We start from the raw sequence: 15,928 nt of genomic DNA, 5'->3' as shown, positions 1-15,928 counted from the left end.
AGCAAAGAATCAGTGGATGTCTTTCCAGTATTCCCGCTTGAGCAAATAAGCAAACACGAAGAAGAACGCTAGGAACAGCAGTACATAGGTACCGATGCGCTGGCTCTCCAACTTGACCGGGTTAGCTGAGTAAGCAAGAAAGGACACCAGATTCTTGATCTTCTCGTCGTACTCGGCCTCAGTCAGCTCACCAGTACCAGGCACAACCGTCATCGCATGGCAGTCTTCGTGAGTGATCGGAGTGCCGGTTAGCGGGTCGAACTGCTTACGGCCGTCTTCGACAATCTGAACCTGCTTGCACGCTACTGACTCGCCTTCAGGCAGTTTGCTTGGCAAAACCTGACGACCCTGCAACGGAGCCAACACGTGAGGCATGCCCACATTCGGGAATACCGTGTTGTTGACGCCATACGGGCGCGTAGGATCTTCGTAGAAACTGCGCAGGTAGGTGTACAGCCAGTCGTTACCACGCACTCGCGCCACCAGTGTCAGATCCGGAGGCGCAGCGCCGAACCAGGTCTTGGCCTCATCAGAGCTCATGCCTATCTTCATGTGGTCGCCAATTTTGGCGCCAGTGAAAACTATGTTGTCGAGCATGATCTCTTCGGGGATACCAAGATCTGTCGCAACACGCTCATAGCGCTGATACTTCGCGCTATGGCAGCCCATGCAGTAGTTTGTAAAGGTCTGTAGACCGTCCTGCAGGGCCACCTTGTCGGTCAGGTCAATATCGACCTCATCCAGGTGTACGCCAGTACCCGCGGCGAAACCGAAGGCTGGCACCAGTGCAAGAATCAATGCAGCAAATTGCTTTTTCATCAGCCAGCCACCCTTTGCGGAACTACTTTGGTCTTCTCGAGCTTGGTATAGAACGGCATCAGGATGAAGTAGCCGAAGTAGATAGCAGTACAGATCCGAGATACCAATGTGCGCTCAGGCGTCGGAGAAAGCACACCAAGCACGCCGAGGATGACGAAGGAGATACAGAACAGTATGAGAGCAATCTTGCTCATCCAGCCCTTGTAGCGCATCGACTTGACCGGACTACGGTCGAGCCATGGCAGCACGAACAGGACGGCGATGGCTGCACCCATGGCAATCACGCCAAGCAGCTTGTCCGGAACCGCACGAAGGATCGCGTAGTAAGGCGTGAAGTACCAAACCGGCGCAATGTGTTCAGGCGTCTTGAAAGCGTTCGCCACTTCGAAGTTCGGCTTCTCGAGGAAGTAGCCGCCCATTTCAGGGAAGAAGAACACGATGGCGCAGAACACGAAGAGAAACACCACCACACCCACGATATCTTTAACCGTGTAGTACGGATGGAACGGAATGCCATCGAGCGGCACGCCGGCTTCGTTCTTGGTCTTCTTGATGTCGACGCCCATCGGGTTGTTCGAGCCCACCTCATGCAGCGCAAGGATGTGCAGCACGACCAGCCCGAGGATCACGATCGGCAGTGCGATCACATGCAGCGCAAAGAAGCGGTTCAGGGTAATGCCGGAGATCAGGTAATCACCGCGAATCCACTGCGTCAGATCATCGCCAATAACAGGAATGGCACCGAACAGCGAGATAATCACCTGGGCGCCCCAGTAGGACATCTGACCCCACGGCAGAAGGTAGCCCATGAAGGCCTCAGCCATCAACGCCAGATAGATCATCATGCCGAAGATCCAGACCAGCTCGCGCGGCTTCTGGTAGGAGCCGTACAGGATCCCTCGGAACATGTGCAGGTAGACCACGACGAAGAATGCCGACGCCCCGGTGGAATGCAGGTAGCGAATGATCCAGCCGTATTCGACGTCCCGCATGATGTATTCGACTGAGGCGAATGCACCCTCTGCAGACGGCTCGAAGCTCATCGTCAACCAAACGCCGGTCAGAATCTGATTCACCAGAACCAACAAGGCGAGAGAGCCGAAGAAATACAGAACGTTGAAGTTCTTCGGCGCGTAGTACTTACTCAGATGGTCTTCCCACATCTTGGTCGCAGGGAAGCGCGCATCGACCCATTCCATGAACTTGCTCATCACGCGCTCTCCTGATCCACGCCGATAATGACCACAGAGTCAGTTTCGTAGCTGTGTGGGGGAACCGGTAGATTCAATGGCGCAGGTTGACCCTTGTACACACGGCCAGCCATATCGTATTTCGAACCATGGCACGGGCAGAAATAGCCACCAAGCCAATCAGCCCCGAGGTCAGCCGCCGCCACTTCCGGGCGGAAGGATGGGGAACAACCGAGGTGCGTGCAAAGTCCGACAACTATCAGCACCTCAGGCTTGATCGACCGAACGACCGGATCAACATAAGCGGGCTGCACGGACGCTTCCGATTTCGGATCAGCGACCGTATCAGTCAGCTTGTCCAGATTAGTCAGCGTCTCCTCGGTACGACGAACAATAAACACCGGCTGACCGCGCCATTCGGCCACCATTTGCTGGCCTGGCTCGATCTTGCTGATATTTACCTTAACCGGTGCACCGGCTGCCTTGGCCTTGGCACTTGGGAACCACGATCCCACGAACGGGACCGCGGCACCCACCGCTCCTGCAGCACCTACTACCGAAGTAGCGGCTACGAGGAAGCGACGCCGGCCAGCATTCACGCCGTCATTGCTCATTCAGTCGTCTCCCATCAGTTTCTTATGGCCTACCGAAAGCAGGCGTCTACTACGTAAAAACAGCCGCGAAAAAATTCGCCAAATGGTAAAGAAAACCCCCTCTCGTGACAAGGTAATAACCGGATACAACCCTGCCTAAGGCCCCGAAAATCGGGACCTTACGCGTGACAAGCTGTCGCAGGAGCGAAAAGCCGCCCATAAAAAAACGCCCAGCTCGAGAGAAGCTGGGCGTTCTTTTTGAGAAGCCTGAATTAGCGCTTCGAGTACTGCGGACGCTTACGCGCCTTACGCAGGCCAACTTTCTTACGTTCAACTTCGCGAGCATCGCGAGTAACGAAGCCAGCTTTACGCAGAGCAGGACGCAGAGTCTCGTCATACTCCATCAGGGCACGAGTGATGCCGTGACGGATCGCACCGGCCTGACCACTCACACCACCACCCAGAACGGTTACGTAGATGTCGAACTTTTCGACAGTCTCGGTCAGTTCCAGCGGCTGACGAACGACCATGCGAGCGGTTTCACGCCCGAAGAAGTTGTCCAGCTCACGGTTGTTGATGGAGATTTTGCCAGTACCCGGACGCAGGAATACGCGTGCGGTTGCAGTCTTACGACGGCCAGTGCCGTAGTTTTGAGTCGCCGACATAATGAACTATTCCGTTAAATCTTCAGTTCTTGGGGCTGCTGAGCGGTATGCGGATGATTAGCACCCTTATACACCTTCAGCTTACGGTACATGTCGCGACCCAGCGGGTTCTTAGGCAGCATGCCCTTGACCGCGGTCTCGATCACACGCTCTGGCGCCTTGGCGATCAGCTTCTCGAAGTTGATCGACTTGATGCCACCCGGGAAACCGGAGTGAGAGTAGTACATCTTGTCGGTGGTTTTCGCACCGGTAACACGCACTTGCTCGGCATTGATAACGACGATGTAATCACCGGTATCGACGTGAGGGGTATATTCCGCCTTGTGCTTGCCACGCAGGCGGCTAGCGATTTCGGTTGCCAGACGACCCAGGGTCTGGCCGGCAGCGTCGACGACGAACCAGTCGCGCTTGACGGTTTCCGGTTTAGCAGTAAAAGTCTTCATTCGTTATAGCCTCAGGGGCCGCCCTGAAAATAAGACGGCGAATCTTACTGAATGGTGCTCGCCCTGGCAAGACCAGGACAGCCGGAAACAGACGCTATCGGGGGCTCGGGTCAGCGCGTCCGCTACGGCAGTGTTCGGTAGGCTTGGCATCCCCTACCTTGTTTTTGCGTCAACGGGCTAGGCATCCCCGGCGACAGGCTGCGGAATTATCCGGATTACCAGCCAAATAGCAAGCAGCTTGTGGCCGTTCTGAACAAACGGCGTGTCAGGGCGAAATCATTGAGCTGCTGCCAGTAGCCGCCTACGGCGACGGTAGCCCCGCACCACTGCGAAACAGGAAACTTATCGTCAGCGTTACCATCCCAACCCGATATCTATTCAAACGAAAGGACACTGCATGGAAAAGCGCCAACTAGGCCGTACTGATCTTGATGTCACGGCGCTCTGCCTGGGCACCATGACCTGGGGCGAGCAGAATGATGAAAGTGAAGCATTCGCCCAAATGGACTGCGCGAAAGCTGCAGGCATCAATTTCGTCGACACCGCCGAAATGTATCCGGTGCCACCTAAGCCTGAGACCTATGCCACCACGGAGCGCTACATAGGCAATTACTTCAAGGCACGCGGTAATCGTGCCGACTGGATCCTGGCCAGCAAGATCGCCGGCCCCGGCAACGGCATCAGCCACATCCGCGATGGCAAGTTGAAAATGAACCGGCAGCACATCGTTGCGGCACTTGACGCCAGCTTGCAGCGCCTGCAGACGGACTGGATCGATCTCTATCAGCTGCATTGGCCAGAGCGCAGCACCAATTTCTTTGGTCAGCTGGGCTACCACCATCAGGACCAAGACTTCACCCCAATCGAAGAAACCCTGGAAGTGCTCGACCAGCAAGTGAAAGCTGGCAAGATCCGCCATATCGGCCTGTCGAACGAAACGCCATGGGGCACCATGAAGTTTCTGCAACTCGCCGACTCCCGAGGTTGGCCCCGCGCCGTTTCGATCCAGAACCCCTACAACCTGCTAAACCGGACCTTTGAAGTCGGCCTCGCCGAAATAGCCATGCGCGAGCAATGCGGACTCCTCGCTTACTCGCCGCTTGCCTTCGGCATGCTCAGCGGCAAATACGAGCAAGGTGCACGACCAGCCGGAGCACGACTGACCTTATTCAGTCGCTTCGCGCGCTACGCCAAGCCGGAGTCGCAGGCGGCATGCTCTCGGTATGTGGCGCTTGCCAGGGAGCACGGACTGGACCCTGCACAAATGGCCCTGGCCTATGTAACTCAACAGCCTTTCGTAACCAGCAACATCATCGGTGCAACTTCAATTGAGCAACTCGAAAGCAATCTCGCCAGTTCTGAATTGCGCTTGTCAGCCGAAGTACTCGAATCCATAGAAGCCATTCACACCGCGCAACCCAATCCCGCCCCCTGAGGAATCATGGACCAATCACGCGGCAATACTGTGCAAGCCTTGCCGTCGCCACCAGTCATAACTCTTGGCGCAAGGAGCGCATAGATGATCGCTGCCGAATTGCTTGCCCCGACCAGCCTTGTGCTGGGGTGGCTGCTCTATGCCGCCGGACTGATATGGGCCTGCATGCGTGCACCCTGGGTCGAGCTGTTCAGCGATACGCGGCGCCAGCACCTGCTGTTCGGTGCGGTCCTGGCGATCTTTCTGCTTTGGTTGGTCCGCCGAGACTTCGATTCGGGTTTGTCTTTCCACTTCATTGGACTGACTGCGGTCACGCTACTGCTCGACTGGCCCCTGGCGATTCTCGCTGCCTTTGTCGCCCAGCTTGGATTGACGGTCACAGGCCACCAGCAATTGGTTGCTCTCGGCCTGAATGGCGTGCTGCTGGTATTGATACCGGTGACGGTCACCGAAGCTTGCGCCATCGCCGTGGAGCGCACCCAGCCTCGCAACTTATTCGTCTATATATTCTTTTCAGGTTTTTTTGCGGCCGGCCTCGCGACCCTGATCTGCATCCTGGCAGGATTCGGGATCTTGCTGATCGACGGCCTCTATCCAATGCCGCCCTGGCTGGACGACTTCGCCGGGTACATCTGGCTGGTGATGTTTCCCGAGGCTTTTATCAACGGCGCGGTCGTCAGTGCGCTAGTGGTGTTCTATCCGGACTGGATGGAAACCTTCAACCGCAGTCGCTACTTGCAAGCTCCGTGGAAAGACGACAGCAACGATGATATGTGAGTAAGCCGTAGCACTGCCAGCCGCACAACCAAGCCGGGACGCGAACGCGCCCTCAGTGCTGGCGCGGCGGCATATCGTCAGAGAACAGATCATCCTCAAGCTCATTACCTGGGATCGCGTGCTCTTCCGACGCCCAGGCACCCAAGTCGATCAGTTTGCACCGCTCCGAACAGAAAGGACGATTCGCACTTTTCACACTCCATTCGACCGGCGCGCCGCATGTGGGACATTCAACAACCGTAGCACTCATTCCTGACCTCCTCGTAGCGTCAGATAAAAATCATGTAGCCGTTTGACCTCGCCTTCCAGCCAAGCCCGGTCCCGATCATTGACCAGCACATCATCAGCACGACGCAAACGCTCTTCGCGGCTGATCTGTGCGTTGAGAATGGCGCGGATCTGCGCTTCGCTGGATTGGTCACGCTGGATGGCGCGCTCCAACTGCAGCGCCTCTGGCACATCGACCACCAACACGCGCGCAACCTGCTGGTGCTGACCGGACTCCACCAATAGGGGCGATACCATGATCGCGTACGGCGAGGTCGCCCGAGAGAGATGCTCATCGACTTCCTGGCGTATCAGTGGGTGCAATAGCTGCTCAAGCCATTTGCGCTGCTCCGGCTCTCGAAACACCAGCTCGCGCAGTGCCGCCCTATCCAGCCCCCCGTCGTACGCAAGAACACCGTCACCGAACCGATCGACAATCAGCCCCAGAGCCGGCCGACCTGGCTCGACAACCCAGCGCGCTGCATGGTCGGCATCAACCCAGTGCACCCCGAGGCGGCCGAATGCTTCCACCACTACGCTCTTGCCGCTGCCGATACCACCCGTCAAACCAAGCACCCACGGCTTCATCACATAACGTCCCCAGATTAAACGACGCGCAGTAGTAACGTTTGAAATGCAAGGATGCAAGCGCAACGTCGATCCCAACAGAATCGCTCGACCTTTCTAGGACTGAGTAAGCCAGCTTTCACAGAGGGTGGCAGGTCCCACCAAAGCAACACACTGCTGTCCGTAGCAGACGACGGGAGAGAGGACGTCGACGCGCAGGCTCTCTGCATTCCCGCGGCGCTACAAGCCGCCCTCCGACAGCTGCAACTAGCAGCGGGCTGCCGCTCAGTCAATGGAGCCTGAGATCGCCCCATCACCGGAGCGCGAGATGGCCAACTAGCAGAACCGGAAAACGCCAAAGCGAATCAGACCCGAATGCCCAGGCCGTCAGAACCGGGCAAATTGAAGATAGGCCGACGTGATCTCACCACCCCAGAGCAGCGCGACCCAACCCGCAATCGCGAGGTACGGGCCGAATGGAATGGTCGTGCCGCTGTCCGCCTTTTGCATGCGCAGCATGATGGTGCCCAACACCGCTCCCACGACTGACGAGAGAAGAATGGTCAGCGGTAATACTTGCCATCCACCCCAGGCGCCCAGCATCGCCAGGAGCTTGAAGTCGCCATAGCCCATGCCCTCCTTGCCAGTCACAAGCTTGAACAGCCAGTACACCGACCAGAGACTTAGATAACCGGCAACCGCACCCCACACCGCATCAGGCAACGGCGCGAACAATCCAAAATAATTGACAATCAAGCCCAGCCAAAGCAAAGGCAGCACGAGGGAGTCAGGCAACAACTGATGATCGACATCGATCATGCTCATTGCCAGCAGGCCCCAAGTCAGCACCAGCATTGCGCCAGCCTGCCAGGAGAAGCCGAAATACCAGGCCACATAGGCGGACAAGAGGCCGCATAGCAGCTCGACCACCGGGTAGCGACGGCTGATCGGCGCACGGCACGACGAGCACTTGCCGCGCAGCGCTAGCCAGCTGATCAAGGGAATATTTTCCCAGGGACGTATTTCATGATCGCACTGCGGGCAGTGAGAGTTGGGAAGCACGAGATTGAAGGTTGACGCAGGTTCGGCCGGCAACTCGAGAAACTCACGCGCTTGAGCGCGCCAGTCACGCTGCATCATGATTGGCAGGCGATGGATCACCACGTTGAGAAAACTGCCCACCAGCAGGCCGAGCACCAGTACGCATAAAACAAAGGCCAGCGTACTGCTGGCCAAAATGTCAAAAATCATGGATTTATCCGACCACGCTACCCAACTGGAAGATCGGCAGATACATGGCAACGATCAGGCCGCCCACGAGCGTACCCAGAACCACCATGATCATCGGCTCCATCAAGGTCGTTAGGTTATCGACCATATTGTCGACTTCGTCTTCGTAAAAGCCAGCAACCTTGTCCAGCATCTCATCCAGCGAGCCGGACTCCTCGCCAATGGCCGTCATCTGGATTGCCATCGACGGGAATACTCCGGTCGTACGCATCGAGAAGTTGAGCTGCACACCGGACGAAACATCGTTGCGAATTTTGTTCACAGCGTTACGGAAGACCACGTTGCCTGTCGCGCCGGCAACCGAGTCCAACGCGTCCACCAGCGGCACCCCTGCAGCGAAGGTAGTCGCGAGCGTACGGGCATAGCGGGCCACCACAGCCTTGTACATGATGTCGCCGACAATCGGCATTTTCAAAAGGCCACGGTCGAGCGAATCGCGGAACTTCTCCGATCGTTTGTAGGCGTGCTTGAACAGAAAAGCTGCGGCAAATAGACCGCCCCCAACCAAATACCACCACTCCTGCAGCCATCGGGAGAGCCCGACCACCATCATCGTGAACGCCGGCAGTTCGGCGCCGAACCCTTGGAACACACTCTCGAACTGCGGAACCACTTTTATCAAAAGTACGGCCGACACGATGATCGCCACCACGATGACCGCAATCGGGTAAGTCATCGCCTTTTTGATTTTAGCCTTGAGCTGCTCAGTCTTTTCCTTATAGGTCGCCACGCGGTCCAGCAGGGTTTCAAGCGCACCCGATTGCTCACCGGACTCGACTAAGTTGCAGTAGAGATCATCGAAATACTGCGGCTTCTTGCGCAGCGAGCCAGCGAAGCTATTGCCCGCTGCCACCTCCTGCTTAACCTCGTCCACCAGCTTGCGCATGTTGGGGTTGTCAAAGCCCTCACCGATGATGTCGAAGGACTGCAACAGCGGCACTCCCGCCTTCATCATGGTGGCCATCTGCCGAGTAAAAAGGGCGATGTCCATCGGCTTGATTTTCTTGCCGGCCCCGAACAGCGAGACAGCCTTCTTGCGCACCTTGATCGGATTGATACCCTGCTTGCGGAGTTGCGCCTTGATCAGCGCCGGGCTTTGACCGGAGAGCTCACCCTTGATCTTGCTGCCCTTGCGGTCGGTTCCTTCCCAGCTGAACACACTGGTTTTCAACGCTTTCTGCTGCGCCATGGTTAATCCTTGGTCACGCGGTTGACTTCTTCCAGGCTGGTGATGCCATTCATGGCTTTTACCAGACCGGAGATGCGCAAATCATTGAATCCATCTTTGCGCGCCTGGAGGGCGATATCGATGGAGTTACCTTCTTCCATGATAAGCCGCTGCAGGGCAGGCGTGATTTTAACCACTTCATAAATACCGACACGGCCTTTGTAGCCGCCGTTGCAATTATCGCAGCCCACAGGACCATAGAGTTGAAAGGTGCCGATCCTGTCTTCTGGTATCCCTTCCTTTAAAAGCGCCTCGCGTGGCACCTCGACTTCTTTCTTACAGCTAGAGCAAAGCTTGCGAGCGAGCCGCTGGGCGATGATCAGGTTGACGGATGTTGCGATGTTAAAGGCCGGTACGCCCATGTTACGCAAACGGGTGAGCGTTTCCGCAGCACTGTTGGTGTGAAGGGTAGACATGACCATATGGCCGGTTTGGGCGGCTTTGACCGCAATCTCCGCCGTTTCAAGGTCCCGAATCTCCCCCACCATGATGATGTCCGGATCCTGACGCAGGAAGGCGCGCAGCGCCTGGGCGAAATCCATACCCTGACGCGGATTGACGTTAACTTGGTTAATGCCCTCCAGGTTGATCTCCACCGGGTCTTCCGCGGTGGAGATGTTCACGTCCACCGTATTAAGAATGTTCAGCCCGGTGTACAGGGAAACGGTCTTACCCGAGCCGGTCGGGCCCGTGACCAGAATCATGCCTTGAGGCTGCTTCAGCGCAGCCATATAAAGCGCTTTCTGATCCTCCTCATAACCCAGCGCATCGATCCCCATCTTGGCGCTTGAAGAGTCGAGGATACGCATCACGATCTTTTCGCCCCACAGGGTGGGCAGACTATTGACGCGGAAGTCGATGGACTTGGTCTTGGAGACCTTCATCTTGATTCGGCCGTCCTGCGGTTTGCGCCGCTCGGCAATGTCCAGCGCCGCCATCACCTTGAGGCGCGCCGAGATCCGGCTGACCAATTGCACCGGAGGCCTCGCGACCTCATGCAAGACACCATCGGTACGGAAGCGGACGCGATAGGATTTTTCGTAGGGCTCGAAGTGCAGGTCCGATGAGCCCCGCCTGATAGCATCCAACAGCATCTTATTGACGAAGCGTACGACCGGAGCGTCATCCGCCTCGTTGTGCTCGCCTTCTTCCTTGGGGACAGCTCCGCCACCTACCTCAATATCCAGATCATCCAGATCGGAGTCAGACAGCCCGTCCAGCGCCGTATTGGCCGACTCGAAAAGCTTTTCGATAGCCTCACCCAGCTTGTCATCTTCAACCAGCACCGACTCGACCGACAGCCCGGTATTGAACTGAATATCACTGATAGCCTGGTGATTGGTTGGGTCGGACACCGCCACATACAGTTTATTGCCGCGACGCTGCAGCGGCAGCACCCGGTGTTGACGGACCAGCTTTTCACTGACGAGATCTTGAGGCTGGGCTTCTCTATCCAGCGTCGTCAGATCGAAGTACGGAACACCGAACTGCTCGCCCGCGACCTCAGCCACCGCCCGGCTTTTTACCAGTTTGTTCTGCACCAGCCAGGAAACCAGCGGCACCTGGTTGCGCTGGGCCTGCTGCTGGGCCTGCAGCGCAACCTTTTCATCAAGCTGGCCGACCAGCACAAGCTGGCGGGCCAGCCCGCCGAGGGGAGCGTTTTCGTTCATTTAACTGCCCATCAAGGCTGGAGAGATGTGGCGCCCTTATATCGCAGTTCCGAACGACTGCCAAACCGACAGAAAACAAGTGGCAATTTTTGTCACATGCTGACTTGGAGGGCTAAGTTAGCTTCCAAACGTTCTACTAATCAGGCACCAGCTCCTGCATAGCGAGAGTTCTTGTGGGAGACGCGCATCGCGGAGAAAGCCTGGGACTTCTACATATAGATATTTATATCCACCGCCCCTCACCTCCACCAACAGCACCCTCACCCAACCTATCGAACCCAACCCTGCGGCGCTTCCAACCCGGCACGGACAAATGCGGGAGGCGCGCCTCGCCGCGAAACCGGTTATCGCCATTCCGAGACACAATGCAAGAGTCCACGGTCTCGCGCACACTCTAGAAAGTGCGCTACCTCACAGCTGCACCGTCAAACGCAACGATGCATCCCCGCTTGGCACAGAAGCTGCTCCTATCTCGCCAGGTCCAACGACCTCACCAACAAAGGAGCTTTTCAATGAAGTCCATCAAGAAGCAAAAAGGTTTCACCCTGATCGAGCTGATGATCGTAGTGGCGATCATTGGCATTCTAGCTGCCATCGCCATTCCGCAGTTTAATGAATACCGCGCGAAAGCTAACGATTCGACTGCGAATGCCGATGCAAAAAACGCTATTACAGTAATGACAGCTGCCCAACGCTAAGCGACAGGGTCGTTTAAGGAGATCAAAGAATGAAAAAAGCAATTTTTGCGCTGGTTGCCGGCCTGTCGATGACAACCCAGGTTATTGCTGCCGATGCAGGTAGCGCCATCCCTAGCGGCACAGCCATTCCAGCTACCACAGCCGGCTGTTCACTACTTTCCGAAGACGTAACTATCAACCTGTCGAATAACGTATTCGGCGCCTATGCTTGCAATATCACAGATAACGTAATAGCTGTAGCGACATGCCACCCCACGGGTCGCAAGGGCAACGTAACTGTGAGCTGCGACCCGACTGATGCAAACGCGCCGGCAGGGTGTGCGGCCGCTGATGCCGCCGCGCCAACCGAAGGCACTGCAACTGTACAAGGCGGTCTGGCATTTACGGCCAGTTCTCGTGGTGGCCGTGTAAGTGGCACCGCAGCAGCAAACTGTGTTACCGGGGGAAGTACTGTAGCCGAAGCGCAGGCGGCCGCAGGTTTATAAGACGCCTTAAAGGCGCCTTAAACGGGGGGCTTTCCAGCCCCTCGTTATTTTGAAGTAAACCTCTGTGACGCGTAGTTGGTCGTGCTTAATAAGTCAAGCGCTTTCACGCCTATTGAAGTTATGGTCGTTATCTCAATAGTGGGAGTACTTTCCGCAATTGCGCTGCCTGCATTCAATGAGCGCAGAAACAAATCCAACGATATCAGCGCCCAAGCAGACGCCAAGAACAGTATTCACGCTTTAATATCCGCAAAAAAATAAGGTACCGTGCAACGCATCTTAACTTTCTAGCTCAACAAGCAACCACAATCAAGCGCATGAGAACGAAATCTCGTGCCTCGGCATGGGTTTTCTGCAATCTTCTAATGGACATAACATAAAGTTTCTAACTGCATTCAAACGAAATCGCAGGCGCGCACCTTGCGCAACCATTAGTATCGGGCCCTTACGTCCCATTCGGCTTAACTAGACATTCGCTCATGCTGAATTTGTCCCACACTGCAACCGGTTTCCGCCTCGCTCTTCGCGCCCATTTTGGCTCGTTGGCTAGCGGCACACTGCTTGTAATGATTATTGCCGCACTATTGTCCGCTCACTTCAGCCCCCGCCAGCCCGCCACAGTTGCAATGGATATTGGCCTATCGGTTATACGCCTTCTACTGCCTCTCATCCTCGTGCTGTTGATCCAAGAGCTTCTGTCACGAGAGTTCGATAGACGTTACTTTTTCAATACGCTGTCCTACCCGCACCGCCGCCATATCCTATTGCTGGGTCGCGCGCTCGCCGTCGCCGCGTTAACGCTCGGCCTCATGGCCGTTTTGGCCTGTACATTGGCCGTACTGGTCTGGCTGATTAGCCAGAGCTACGCACAAAACACGCTGGTTGCGCTGGGCTCCCATTTCCTAATCACCATCGCATTCACCGGCCTAGATTTGCTGCTACTAACCGCTGTCGCCACCTTACTTGCGGTGGTTGCGTCTACGCCCAGCTTTGTATTGATCGGTACCTTCGGCTTTATGCTCATTGCTCGTTCGTTTGGTGCTATTGTTGAACTGCTGACCCGAAACGTAACGGTAGTGAGCGATGCCCAAAGTTATCGTTCCGGCGTCAGTCTCCTGAGCTACCTACTACCCGACCTCGGCGCAATGGATGTGCGCGCCATTACCCTCTATGGCCAGATGGATCTGCTGCCTCTCGACTGGCCTTGGCTGGTGCTGTCGAGCCTGAGCTATACTCTCGGCGTGCTGGCGCTGGCGGTTTGGGCGCTGCAACGCAAGCGTTTCTCCTGAAATGGGCACGCTCCGCTCGCTATCGTTCGCGGCGTTTAGTTTTGCCCTCTTCGCCGGAATCGCTGCGTGGCGCGCCCAGCAACCCGTGGAGCTTACGCTACAGGTATTCACGGACCGCGTGGTGATTCCTGCGCCCCTGCTGGTCGCGCTGCACGGCGGTGATCGCTTCCTTGCTGCCGATTTCGAAACCATGCGCCTAGCCGCCACCGGCATGGATGACCGCGGAGTTGATACCAGCTACCTGGTTCGTGCTCAGCGTGAAGTCGCCCGGCTTAACCCCTGCCACGAAGACAACTACTACCTAGCAAACGGGTTGTTGACCTGGGGCGGGGCGGTGGAAGAAGGCAATGACGTTTTGCGTGCGGCCGTTGGATGCCGCTTCTGGGACGAAATCCCACCCTTCTTCTATGGGATTAACCTCGCATTCTTCCAACACAACAATGAAGAAGCCGCACGTGTTTTGGACATTGGCGCAGAACGCTCTCCACAAAACGCCGCTGCGATGCGCAAACTGGCGGTGATGCTGCGCGCCGAGCAGTTCGCCGACGAGCGACTGGCGCTCAACTACCTTATTCAACAGCGAGACAGCGCAGCCGACCCCAAGCTACGCGACATGCTCGACAAGCGCGTCATCCGGCTGCAGGGCTTGATCGCGTTACGCGAGGCGCAGCGACGCTACGAGCAAGCACATGGGCCTTTGACGTCCCTTGATCAACTGGTCGAACAGCGCCTGATCGACAGCCTACCAACCGACCCCTTGCGCCTCGGCTACGAGCTGCGTGACGAGCATATCGAATTGAAGAAACTGAAGATTGCCGGACTGGAGGAACAGCCTTGAGCGCAGCCGTAGAGTTTCAGGGTGTAAGCCATACCTACCGAGCCAAGGGCAAGCAGGTCCAGGCGGTGCGGGATGTCAGCTTCAGCCTGTCCGAAGGCGAGGTGTTCGGCTTTGTCGGCCCCAACGGCGCAGGCAAGTCCACGACCATCAAGATCATGCTGGACATCATTAACGACTACCAAGGCCAGGTGACGTTGTACGGCACCGATGCGCGCCGGGCCGAAGCCCGTCGAGGCATGGCCTATGTGCCGGAAGCGCCGGCGCTGTACGTCCAGTTCACACCGCTGGAAATCCTGCGCATGGGCCTGTCCATGTACGGCATCAAACGCAGCGATGCGGATGCCTGGTGTTTACACTGGCTGGAGCGATTCTCCGTGGATGGCACCGGCAAACGACGGATGCGCGAACTATCCAAAGGCAACGCACAACGGGTCGCATTGGCTCACGCCATGGCGGTCGAGCCACGCCTGCTCATCCTCGACGAGCCGCTGTCCGGCCTCGACCCAGTGGGCCGTAAGGATGTGGTCGAGATCCTCAATGAGTACAAGAAACAAGGTGGCGCGATTTTCTTCACTTCTCACGTCCTACATGACGTGGAGCGCATTGCCGACCGTTTCGGCTTTATCAACAAGGGCCAGCTGGTCACTGTTCGCTCCCCACGCGAACTGGCCGCTGAGCGCGCTGACTGTTTTATTCTGCGTTATCAGGCGGATCAGTCGCTAACGCCAGCGTGCATCGCGCTTCGTCCAGGCGAGTTCGAGTGCGAGCTTGCACAAAGCGAGCTGCCGGCTGCCATCGCGCAGCTGGGCAACACCGGCGGCCACCTGCTGACCGTCAAGCCTGCCGTATCACTAGAGACTGTGTTCTTCCGCATTCTCGCCGAGGCTTCCCAGGCTTAATCGCTCAACGAGCCTTTTTGCGGAATGCATCTAGTTGCGCCGGCCTAGAGCTATATTCGCCGCAACAGCACGCCTATTACAAAGCATGAACCCTCCGGAACTGCCGCCAGTGGCTGGCCTTGAGGTGCCTAGCGAGCTACCATTCGCCCCTCTTTGCCAAGCCCAGCATGGCCCAAACCCTCAGGAGGATTCATGAGCTTCACCGTTTACCTGTCCGGCGAAATTCATACCGACTGGCGCGACCAGATCAAGCGTGGCGCCACTGCAGCCGGATTGGATGTGCTATTTACTTCAGCCGTAACCGATCACGAAGCCAGCGATGCCTCCGGCGATTGCCTCGGCGCCGAGCCGAATGCGTTCTGGCGCGACCACAAGTCGTCCAAGGTCAATGCAATCCGCACCAAGACATTGATCCAGCAAGCGGACCTCGTGGTGGTGCGTTTTGGCGACAAGTACAAGCAGTGGAACGCGGCGTTTGATGCCGGTTACTGCGCGGCGCTGGGCAAGCCTTATGTCACGCTGCATGACGAGGTCATCGTGCACCCACTGAAGGAAGTCGATGCGGCAGCCATGGCTTGGGCCACCACCACCGAACAGGTCGTGGAGATTTTGAAATACGTGGTGCAGTAAAGCCGCGGATGGGTCGCAACTCCCGCAGATCGAACCCGCGACTCACTGTCCAGCAATGCGGTTGCCTCAATCGAGTAGGAGGCGGATTCACATCCGCCGTCCTCTCACACCACCGTACGTACGGTTCCGTATACGGCGGTTCAGG

The 15,928-nt window shown here is 56.8% G+C and carries 19 protein-coding genes; 9 read left to right on the top strand and 10 right to left on the bottom strand.

The features are described from left to right. Nucleotides 1–9: 9 nt before the first annotated feature. From ACSSNI_RS19940 to rplM, 5 genes are all read right to left on the bottom strand, one after another. A complete protein-coding gene (locus ACSSNI_RS19940) occupies nt 10–819 on the bottom strand; it encodes a cytochrome c1 (RefSeq protein ID WP_159967256.1) in 810 nt (269 codons plus the stop codon). Next, a complete protein-coding gene (locus ACSSNI_RS19935; RefSeq protein ID WP_148925086.1) occupies nt 819–2,030 on the bottom strand; it encodes a cytochrome b in 1,212 nt (403 codons plus the stop codon). The genes ACSSNI_RS19940 and ACSSNI_RS19935 overlap by 1 nt, the downstream gene beginning before the upstream one ends. Further along, a complete protein-coding gene (petA, locus tag ACSSNI_RS19930; RefSeq protein WP_148925087.1) occupies nt 2,030–2,623 on the bottom strand; it encodes a ubiquinol-cytochrome c reductase iron-sulfur subunit in 594 nt (197 codons plus the stop codon). The genes ACSSNI_RS19935 and petA overlap by 1 nt, the downstream gene beginning before the upstream one ends. 251 nt (nt 2,624–2,874) lie before the next feature. Beyond that, complete coding sequence (gene rpsI / locus ACSSNI_RS19925; protein WP_021209313.1) at nt 2,875–3,267, bottom strand: 30S ribosomal protein S9; 393 nt, start codon at nt 3,265–3,267, stop codon at nt 2,875–2,877. 14 nt (nt 3,268–3,281) lie between these two features. Continuing rightward, the gene (gene rplM / locus ACSSNI_RS19920) at nt 3,282–3,710 is read right to left on the bottom strand and encodes a 50S ribosomal protein L13 (RefSeq protein WP_019342644.1); all 429 of its coding nucleotides are present in this window, start codon (nt 3,708–3,710) and stop codon (nt 3,282–3,284) included. Nucleotides 3,711–4,107: 397 nt separating this feature from the next. Between rplM and ACSSNI_RS19915 the strand changes: the two genes are divergently transcribed. Both ACSSNI_RS19915 and ACSSNI_RS19910 read left to right on the top strand, forming a co-directional pair. After that, nucleotides 4,108–5,145 carry an NADP(H)-dependent aldo-keto reductase gene (locus ACSSNI_RS19915; RefSeq protein WP_448260049.1) on the top strand — a complete coding sequence of 346 codons (1,038 nt, stop codon included), beginning with the start codon at nt 4,108–4,110 and terminating at the stop codon, nt 5,143–5,145. A gap of 84 nt (nt 5,146–5,229) precedes the next feature. After that, the gene (locus tag ACSSNI_RS19910) at nt 5,230–5,922 is read left to right on the top strand and encodes an energy-coupling factor ABC transporter permease (protein ID WP_148925089.1); all 693 of its coding nucleotides are present in this window, start codon (nt 5,230–5,232) and stop codon (nt 5,920–5,922) included. A 52-nt stretch (nt 5,923–5,974) separates the two neighbouring features. Here ACSSNI_RS19910 and yacG read toward each other — a convergent pair whose 3' ends face one another. From yacG to pilB, 5 genes are all read right to left on the bottom strand, one after another. Next, nucleotides 5,975–6,172 carry a DNA gyrase inhibitor YacG gene (gene yacG, locus ACSSNI_RS19905; protein ID WP_148925090.1) on the bottom strand — a complete coding sequence of 66 codons (198 nt, stop codon included), beginning with the start codon at nt 6,170–6,172 and terminating at the stop codon, nt 5,975–5,977. Further along, nucleotides 6,169–6,777 (bottom strand): dephospho-CoA kinase, encoded by a 609-nt coding sequence (coaE, locus tag ACSSNI_RS19900; protein WP_148925091.1) that lies wholly within the window; start codon nt 6,775–6,777, stop codon nt 6,169–6,171. Before coaE ends, yacG begins: the two co-directional genes overlap by 4 nt. 366 nt (nt 6,778–7,143) lie before the next feature. Further along, nucleotides 7,144–8,007 carry a prepilin peptidase gene (locus tag ACSSNI_RS19895; RefSeq protein WP_448260046.1) on the bottom strand — a complete coding sequence of 288 codons (864 nt, stop codon included), beginning with the start codon at nt 8,005–8,007 and terminating at the stop codon, nt 7,144–7,146. Between the two features lie 4 nt (nt 8,008–8,011). Then, a complete protein-coding gene (locus ACSSNI_RS19890; RefSeq protein WP_448260045.1) occupies nt 8,012–9,235 on the bottom strand; it encodes a type II secretion system F family protein in 1,224 nt (407 codons plus the stop codon). Between the two features lie 2 nt (nt 9,236–9,237). After that, complete coding sequence (gene pilB, locus ACSSNI_RS19885) at nt 9,238–10,944, bottom strand: type IV-A pilus assembly ATPase PilB (protein ID WP_448260043.1); 1,707 nt, start codon at nt 10,942–10,944, stop codon at nt 9,238–9,240. Between the two features lie 512 nt (nt 10,945–11,456). On the opposite strand from pilB, the gene ACSSNI_RS19880 reads away from it, so the two are divergent. The 7 genes from ACSSNI_RS19880 to ACSSNI_RS19850 all read left to right on the top strand — a co-directional run bounded on the left by ACSSNI_RS19880 (nt 11,457) and on the right by ACSSNI_RS19850 (nt 15,783). Beyond that, complete coding sequence (locus ACSSNI_RS19880) at nt 11,457–11,642, top strand: type IV pilin protein (RefSeq protein WP_417791992.1); 186 nt, start codon at nt 11,457–11,459, stop codon at nt 11,640–11,642. Between the two features lie 29 nt (nt 11,643–11,671). Beyond that, nucleotides 11,672–12,127, top strand: coding sequence for a hypothetical protein (locus ACSSNI_RS19875; protein WP_448260041.1), 456 nt, complete (start codon nt 11,672–11,674; stop codon nt 12,125–12,127). Nucleotides 12,128–12,208: 81 nt separating this feature from the next. Next, on the top strand, nt 12,209–12,388 hold the full coding sequence (locus ACSSNI_RS19870) for a type IV pilin protein (protein ID WP_448260039.1): 180 nt from the start codon (nt 12,209–12,211) through the stop codon (nt 12,386–12,388). 218 nt (nt 12,389–12,606) lie between these two features. After that, nucleotides 12,607–13,416, top strand: coding sequence for a hypothetical protein (locus ACSSNI_RS19865; RefSeq protein ID WP_448260037.1), 810 nt, complete (start codon nt 12,607–12,609; stop codon nt 13,414–13,416). Between the two features lie 121 nt (nt 13,417–13,537). Further along, a complete protein-coding gene (locus tag ACSSNI_RS19860; RefSeq protein WP_448260035.1) occupies nt 13,538–14,254 on the top strand; it encodes a tetratricopeptide repeat protein in 717 nt (238 codons plus the stop codon). Further along, nucleotides 14,251–15,153 (top strand): ABC transporter ATP-binding protein, encoded by a 903-nt coding sequence (locus ACSSNI_RS19855; RefSeq protein ID WP_448260033.1) that lies wholly within the window; start codon nt 14,251–14,253, stop codon nt 15,151–15,153. Before ACSSNI_RS19860 ends, ACSSNI_RS19855 begins: the two co-directional genes overlap by 4 nt. 192 nt (nt 15,154–15,345) lie before the next feature. Beyond that, on the top strand, nt 15,346–15,783 hold the full coding sequence (locus tag ACSSNI_RS19850; protein ID WP_448260031.1) for a YtoQ family protein: 438 nt from the start codon (nt 15,346–15,348) through the stop codon (nt 15,781–15,783). The last annotated feature ends 145 nt before the right edge of the window (nt 15,784–15,928 follow it).

This window comes from Stutzerimonas tianxiuensis (assembly GCF_053470365.1).
The sequence above is the reverse complement of the archived record's forward strand: the minus strand, read 5'-3'. Positions and strand labels throughout refer to the sequence as shown.